The 7,144-nt window shown below is 45.0% G+C and carries 7 protein-coding genes; 3 read left to right on the top strand and 4 right to left on the bottom strand.

Annotated elements, in window-relative coordinates; genetic code table 11:
• From PEB0122_RS09140 to rpsL, 4 genes are all read right to left on the bottom strand, one after another.
• Positions 1-412 (bottom strand): GTP-binding protein (locus tag PEB0122_RS09140; RefSeq protein WP_143238797.1); only part of this gene is annotated, 412 nt, incomplete at its 3' end.
• A gap of 64 nt (positions 413-476) precedes the next feature.
• Positions 477-2,561 (bottom strand): elongation factor G, encoded by a 2,085-nt coding sequence (fusA, locus tag PEB0122_RS09135; RefSeq protein ID WP_075868527.1) that lies wholly within the window; start codon positions 2,559-2,561, stop codon positions 477-479.
• 30 nt (positions 2,562-2,591) lie between these two features.
• Entirely contained in the window at positions 2,592-3,062 is a 471-nt protein-coding gene (gene rpsG / locus PEB0122_RS09130) for a 30S ribosomal protein S7 (protein WP_075868529.1), read from the bottom strand.
• 19 nt (positions 3,063-3,081) lie between these two features.
• A complete protein-coding gene (rpsL, locus tag PEB0122_RS09125) occupies positions 3,082-3,453 on the bottom strand; it encodes a 30S ribosomal protein S12 (protein WP_002964366.1) in 372 nt (123 codons plus the stop codon).
• Between the two features lie 976 nt (positions 3,454-4,429).
• Between rpsL and xth the strand changes: the two genes are divergently transcribed.
• The 3 genes from xth (at position 4,430) to PEB0122_RS09110 (ending at position 7,142) form a co-directional block, all read left to right on the top strand.
• On the top strand, positions 4,430-5,206 hold the full coding sequence (gene xth, locus PEB0122_RS09120) for an exodeoxyribonuclease III (protein ID WP_075916842.1): 777 nt from the start codon (positions 4,430-4,432) through the stop codon (positions 5,204-5,206).
• Between the two features lie 147 nt (positions 5,207-5,353).
• The gene (locus tag PEB0122_RS09115; protein ID WP_075868533.1) at positions 5,354-6,259 is read left to right on the top strand and encodes a transporter substrate-binding domain-containing protein; all 906 of its coding nucleotides are present in this window, start codon (positions 5,354-5,356) and stop codon (positions 6,257-6,259) included.
• Between the two features lie 130 nt (positions 6,260-6,389).
• A complete protein-coding gene (locus PEB0122_RS09110; RefSeq protein WP_075916840.1) occupies positions 6,390-7,142 on the top strand; it encodes an amino acid ABC transporter permease in 753 nt (250 codons plus the stop codon).
• The last annotated feature ends 2 nt before the right edge of the window (positions 7,143-7,144 follow it).

Genomic DNA, 7,144 nt, shown 5'->3' with positions numbered 1-7,144 from the left:
CATCAACCTGATCAACTTTGTTCAGGAAAACAACAATTGCAGGAACACCAACCTGACGGGCAAGAAGAATGTGTTCACGTGTTTGAGGCATCGGGCCATCAGCTGCCGAAACAACAAGAATAGCACCATCCATCTGCGCAGCACCGGTGATCATGTTCTTGACATAGTCAGCGTGTCCCGGGCAATCAACGTGTGCGTAGTGACGCTTCTCTGTCTCATATTCTACGTGTGCTGTAGAAATCGTAATACCACGAGCGCGTTCTTCCGGCGCAGCATCAATCTGGTCATATGCCTTGAACTCGCCAAAATACTTTGTAATCGCTGCTGTCAGCGTTGTTTTACCATGGTCAACGTGACCAATCGTGCCGATGTTTACATGCGGCTTCGTACGTTCATATTTGGACTTTGCCATCTGAGCTCTCTCCATTTCCTGCCCTATTCAGGGCTGAGTTGAAAGTTAATACGTAACCGCCTGATTACGCGAATTTTTTCTGAATTTCTTGAGCCACTGCCGTCGGCACTGGATCATAATGATCAAACTGCATTGTATATTGGGCGCGCCCCTGGCTCATAGACCGCAAACTGTTGACATAGCCGAACATGTTTGCAAGCGGAACCATGGCATCAACCACAGTAGCAATACCTCTCGGTTCTGTACCGGAAATCTGTCCGCGACGGGAATTCAAATCACCAATAACATCACCGACATAATCTTCCGGTGTCACAACCTCGACTTTCATGATTGGTTCCAGAAGCTGGGCGCCAGCCTTCTGAGCTCCCTCACGGAAAGCAGCACGGGCTGCAATTTCGAAAGCCAATACGGAAGAGTCAACATCATGGTAGGCACCGTCAAGCAAGGTTGCTTTAACACCTTGCATCGGAAAACCTGCAAGAGGACCTGACCCCATGACGCTCTCGAGCCCCTTCTGAACACCCGGAATGTATTCCTTCGGAACAGAACCACCAACGATCTTCGATTCAAACAACAAGCCTTCGCCGTCATAAGGTTCGAAAAGAATCTTGACACGAGCGAACTGACCAGAACCACCGGATTGCTTCTTATGTGTGTAGTCAATTTCGGCAGGCTTCGTTATCGTCTCGCGATAAGCAACCTGCGGCTGTCCAACATTGGCTTCAACCTTGAACTCACGACGCATACGATCAACGATGATGTCAAGATGAAGCTCGCCCATACCAGCAATGATTGTCTGACCGGATTCTTCATCCGATTTTACACGGAATGAAGGATCTTCTGCTGCCAAACGATTAAGAGCTATACCCATCTTTTCCTGATCGGCCTTGGTCTTCGGCTCGATAGCAATTTCAATAACCGGATCAGGGAATTCCATACGTTCCAGAATGACCGGATGAAGTGGATCGCAAAGTGTGTCACCAGTCGTGGTTTCTTTCAAACCAGCCAAGGCAACAATATCACCAGCAAAAGCTTCATCAATATCTGTACGTGCATTCGAATGCATCAGCAGCATACGACCGATACGTTCTTTCTTGCCTTTTACTGTGTTTTCAAGCGAAACACCTTTATGAAGCTCGCCTGAATAGATACGGCAGAAAGTCAACGAACCAACGAACGGGTCGTTCATAATCTTGAAGGCCAGCATCGAAAGCGGAGCTGCATCGGAAGATTCACGTGTCGTCTCTTCACCTGTCTTGACATCAACACCCTGAATGGCAGGAACATCAACCGGAGAAGGAAGATAGGAAACAACAGCATCCAACAACGGCTGAACACCTTTGTTTTTAAAAGCAGAGCCGCAAAGAACAGGATGGAACAATACCTCGCAGGTACCCTTGCGGATAAGAGCGATAAGCTCGTCATTGGTAGGCATTTTGCCTTCAAGATAAGCTTCGGTAGCCGCTTCATCGACTTCAACAGCAGACTCAACCAGTTTCTCGCGATATTCTTCAGCTTTATCCTTCATATCGGCGGGAATTTCGCTGGTCACTGTATGACCACCAATCGAACCGTCCCAAGTAAGGGCTTTCATATCGATAAGATCAATAACGCCTTCGAAATCATTCTCCGCACCAATAGGCAACTGAAGAACAAGTGCTTTCGCTCCAAGACGCGAACCAACCATTTCAACGCTGCGATAAAAATCAGCGCCGATCTTGTCCATCTTGTTGACAAAAACCATCCTCGGTACGTGATATTTTTCCGCCTGACGCCAAACAGTCTCTGTTTGCGGCTCAACACCAGCATTAGCATCAAGAAGTGCAATAGCACCATCAAGAACGCGTAATGAACGTTCTACTTCAATTGTGAAATCGACGTGTCCTGGAGTGTCAATAATATTAAACCGGCATTTTTCGCCGTTACGACCTTTCCAGAAGGTGGTTGTTGCAGCGGAAGTAATGGTAATACCACGTTCCTGTTCCTGTTCCATCCAATCCATCGTAGAAGCGCCATCATGCGTTTCGCCGATTTTATGATTCTTACCGGTATAGTAAAGAATACGCTCGGTCATTGTGGTCTTACCGGCATCAATATGCGCCATAATACCAAAATTGCGATAATCTTCGATTTTATACTCGCGAGCCATATTTTTTGCTTTCGATTAAAAAGAGTTCTCTTACCAACGATAATGCGAGAAGGCGCGGTTGGCTTCAGCCATACGGTGCGTATCTTCGCGTTTCTTGACAGCCGAACCACGATTATTCGCAGCATCCATCAATTCACCCGACAAGCGATCAACCATGGTTGTTTCGTTACGGTTACGTGCTGCAGCAATAAGCCAACGAATGGCCAATGCCTGACGACGATCTGGACGTACATCAACAGGAACCTGATAAGTTGCACCACCAACACGACGAGAACGAACCTCAACATGCGGAGCAACATTCTCTAGTGCTTGATGAAACAGAGCAACCGGTTCTGTTTTTGCTTTATCTCCAACTGCATCAAGCGCACCATAAACGATGCGTTCTGCAACTGACTTCTTACCATCAAACATGATGGCATTCATAAACTTTGTAATCACAAGATCGCCGAACTTAGGATCTGGATTAATCTCACGTTTTTCTGCTCTATGGCGACGGGACATTGGCTTCGTCTCTCAAAAATTATTTAGGACGTTTGGCACCGTATTTTGAACGGCGCTGCTTACGATTCTTGACACCTTGTGTATCGAGCACACCACGAATGATGTGATAACGAACACCCGGCAAATCCTTAACACGTCCGCCACGAATCATGACAACGGAGTGTTCCTGAAGGTTATGACCTTCACCCGGAATATAACCAATAACTTCAAAACCATTGGTCAAACGAACCTTGGCAACCTTACGGAGAGCCGAATTAGGTTTCTTCGGTGTCGTTGTATAAACGCGCGTGCACACACCACGCTTTTGCGGGTTTGCCTGAAGGGCAGGAACCTTATTACGCTTGACCGGCGCTGTACGCGGCTTGCGGATCAACTGGTTTACGGTAGGCATTCAACCTTCCTCTTTTCAATCTCTTTTTGTCTCGCCCAATCTGGGCCGCTTCACTTTATTTAGCTACCAGTCACCTGGCAACAACAGTAAACACATGCACAAAAAACCGGGCTTCACCGCTATCGTGCAGATCACCCGACTATAAGCAGAGGAGACTTTTTCAGTCTCATGCATCCGGCATTTGCGTTTCAAAACCGTAAAACGAACCCTGTTTGAGGCGAACTCCAAAACGTGTCGTTTCGAAAATGTAGCTAACCTCACATCGGCTCCGATGGCGGTTTATTAACGATAAACTACTGTTGCGTCAAGCCCTATCGCCCAAGAAAAGCAATGAAATTGCGAAATTGGCGGCGATAAGGCAAACTGAACACAGTTTAGGATAAAAACATCCTATGCTCGAACCTATTTTATAAGGCCGGGTTTACCAGTAAGCTTCTCAAACGTTAAATTCTTGCACTTTTTGCGATTGATTTAGGACTTGATGGGCTTCGTTCAAGAATCAATTCAAGAAAAACAGAATCGTCTTGAGACAATGATCCAACAATTCACGAAAATCTGCTGAGGCTTTCACGCCCTCGCATGGTAGAGGAGCCTACACTATAATAGAGATCAATACGGTTTTGTTTGCAGCAGGTCCGATATCCAGAATTCAAACTGTTAGCTATGTTATTCCATCATGAGACTAATAATGCCATGAAACATTGAAGTGTCACAAACAATGAGAAGCCAAGAACTCCCTGCCTCTGCATGTGCGCCACACAAAACCGGAACATCCCTCTTAACGGTTTGACGAGATTCTAAGCGGAAGGCAGTTAGCGGGTCTTGGACCATTCAAATGGCGCCCTTTAAAAAACGCTTTCGACTAAAGAAAGCCCTATTCCGATTTCGCTGCGCTCAAGCTTTAAAAACAAGAAACACCGATCAATAACAAACAAATGCTTGAAGCTTTAAGCAAACATTGATTAAACTATAATTCATGAAAATAGCAACATGGAATGTAGCAGGCATCAGGGCCAGACATGAAACGCTGATAAAGTGGCTGAAATGGTGTGAGCCCGATATTGTCTGCTTGCAAGAAACAAAAACGATTGACACAACCTTCCCGCATGCCGAGATTGAAGCGCTTGGCTACCATATTGATGCGCATGGTCAAAAAGGGTTCAACGGTGTCGCCCTACTTTCAAAAACCAATCCGGATGAAGTCATACGAGGCCTTCCCGGAGATGATAGCGATGAACAGGCGCGTTATATTGAAGCTGTTTATTCGACCAAGACAGGGGTCATCCGCGTTGCATCACTTTATATACCGAACGGCAATCCGGTTGATAGTGACAAATATCCTTATAAGCTTCGGTGGTATGAGCGTTTCTTTCAACATGCCTGTTCTCTTCTTGCCTTGGAAGAGCCGTTGATATTTGCCGGCGATTATAATGTCATTTCATCGGATTTCGACGCGAAAAATCCTAATGAATGGGTGGGAGATGCGCTTTATCTTCCCCAAACTCGACAAGCACTCTGGAAAATAAAAAATCTGGGGTTTTACGATGCAATCCGCGCCACGTCCGATGAACCGAATTATAGCTTTTGGGACTTCAAATCCGGAGCATGGCAGAAAAACGATGGCATAAGAATCGACCATTTTCTTATTTCACCCGAGGCAGCAGACAAGTTGGAAAACAGTTCTGTCCAAAGTGTTGTCCGTAGCTGGGAAAAACCGTCGGATCATGTACCGGTTGTCATTAATTTGCGCTGATATTCATTCTGCGTTCGCTTTCAGCGAAGTGAAATTATAAAGAATCCGTTTAAAAACACAGAAAAATTATATTCATGAAAAAAAATGTGTTAAACTTATCGCTAACTGCAATTTTATTGCGGAATTAAATGAATAAGGAGAACATTCATGAAAAAGGCTCTCATGGCTTTTGCCGCTTTGGCAATCTTGGGATTGACCGGAACAGCAATGGGTCAGCAAAAAGACACTCTCGAAAAGATTAAAGACACCGGCTCTGTTACATTGGGCGTGCGCGAATCTTCAGGTTTGGCTTACGCTTTAGGGAATGGCAAATATGTCGGATTTCATACCGAAATGGCTGAACGCATTGTCGATGATATTTCCAAAAAAATCGGAAAACCGATAAAGATCAATTATTTGCCTATTACCTCACAAAACCGCATCCCTCTTTTGCAAAATGGGACCTATGATTTTGAATGTGGTTCAACAACCAATAATGCTGCAAGAGGCAAAGAAGCGGCTTTTGCCTATACGACTTATGTCGAGGAAGTGCGCATTGCCACAAAGAAAAATTCAGGGATAAAGTCGATTGCAGATCTTAATGGCAAAACTGTTGCAACGACGACAGGAACGACGTCTGTTCAACTTATCCGGAAAAATAAACGCGCGCAAAACATTGATTTTAAAGAAGTAAATGGAAAAGACCATGGCGACAGCTTTCTTCTCCTCGAATCCGGAAGAGCAGACGCATTTGTTATGGATAGATCGATTCTTGCCGGAAATATTTCAAAATCGAAGAACCCGTCAGACTACGTAATTTTGAACGATGTTCTTTCCGTTGAACCGATAGCATGCATGTTACGTCTGGATGACAAAAATCTGGAGCAGGCCATCGACGACAGCATTGTCCGTCAGGTCAAGGATGGTTCACTTGAAGTGCTCTACAATAAGTGGTTCATGCAACCGGTACCTCCTTCAAATACAGTTGTCGGATTGCCACTTTCGGATACAACCAAATATGCATGGGAACACCCGAACAACAAACCGATGGAAGACTATCAGGAAAACAAATAATAAAATCATGCTGAAAGGCTGCTCGCATGGGAACTTGCAGGCAGCCATTTTGACAATTGGATATCATGGTTTTGTTCATCCAAATTTTTATGTATGAGTGCTTTGTGTAAGTTTTCGGGAATAGTCTACAATGGATTTTTCATTCCTCTGTATGGATGATATCGATCACACCCATGTTGCGGGGTGTTTTGGCAAAGCCGGTTTGAGCCACACCTATCTTGACACTTTGGTCAATGCATTTCTCAATACCGCGCTACTTTCCGTTTCAAGTTTGATTTTGGCCATCATTGTCGGCGTAATTATCGGCACAATGAGAACTTTGCCTAAAACCTCTATATTGAACCGGGTTTTACGAATAATTGCGCGGATATGGGTGGAAATAACACGTAACATCCCGTTATTGGTTCAAATATTTCTATGGTATTTTGTCGTACCGAAGATTTATCCTCCGGCAATGGGTTTCCCGCCAATGATTCTCATCATCTGTGCATTGGGATTTTTCACATCCGCTCGTATTGCCGAACAGGTTCGTTCGGGCATTGAATCGATTCCGACAGGGCAACGTTATGCCGCCATGGCGATGGGATTCAGCACGTTTCAAACTTACCGCTATGTCATCTTGCCGCGCGCGATGCGAACAATTCTGCCGCCACTCATATCGGAATCGATGGGGATTGTAAAAAATTCGGCAGTCGCATTCGCTGTCTCGATTCATGAATTGATGCAATTCCAATTTCAGGCCATTGAAGAAGTAAGCCATGTTTATGAAAACTATATGGTCGTCACTGTCCTCTATGTCATCATTTCTCTCGTTATCTTCATTGTCATGACAATCATTGAAAAAACGGTCAAGATTCCCGGTTTCCAGACGGAGGGGAGATAATT

Origin of the sequence: Ditibartonella apis, from assembly GCF_001952075.1 — a bacterium.
In the GTDB taxonomy this organism is placed as follows: domain Bacteria; phylum Pseudomonadota; class Alphaproteobacteria; order Rhizobiales; family Rhizobiaceae; genus Bartonella; species Bartonella apis.
This window is presented reverse-complemented; position numbering and strand designations above follow the sequence as displayed.

What these genes read in the sequence shown, in the direction of transcription:
- fusA (WP_075868527.1), bottom strand. Translation starts at nt 2,561, where the DNA reads ATGGCTCGCGAGTATAAAATCGAAGATTATCGCAATTTTGGTATTATG.
- PEB0122_RS09110 (WP_075916840.1), top strand. Translation starts at nt 6,390, where the DNA reads ATGGATTTTTCATTCCTCTGTATGGATGATATCGATCACACCCATGTT.
- xth (WP_075916842.1), top strand. Translation starts at nt 4,430, where the DNA reads ATGAAAATAGCAACATGGAATGTAGCAGGCATCAGGGCCAGACATGAA.
- rpsL (WP_002964366.1), bottom strand. Translation starts at nt 3,453, where the DNA reads ATGCCTACCGTAAACCAGTTGATCCGCAAGCCGCGTACAGCGCCGGTC.
- PEB0122_RS09115 (WP_075868533.1), top strand. Translation starts at nt 5,354, where the DNA reads ATGAAAAAGGCTCTCATGGCTTTTGCCGCTTTGGCAATCTTGGGATTG.
- rpsG (WP_075868529.1), bottom strand. Translation starts at nt 3,062, where the DNA reads ATGTCCCGTCGCCATAGAGCAGAAAAACGTGAGATTAATCCAGATCCT.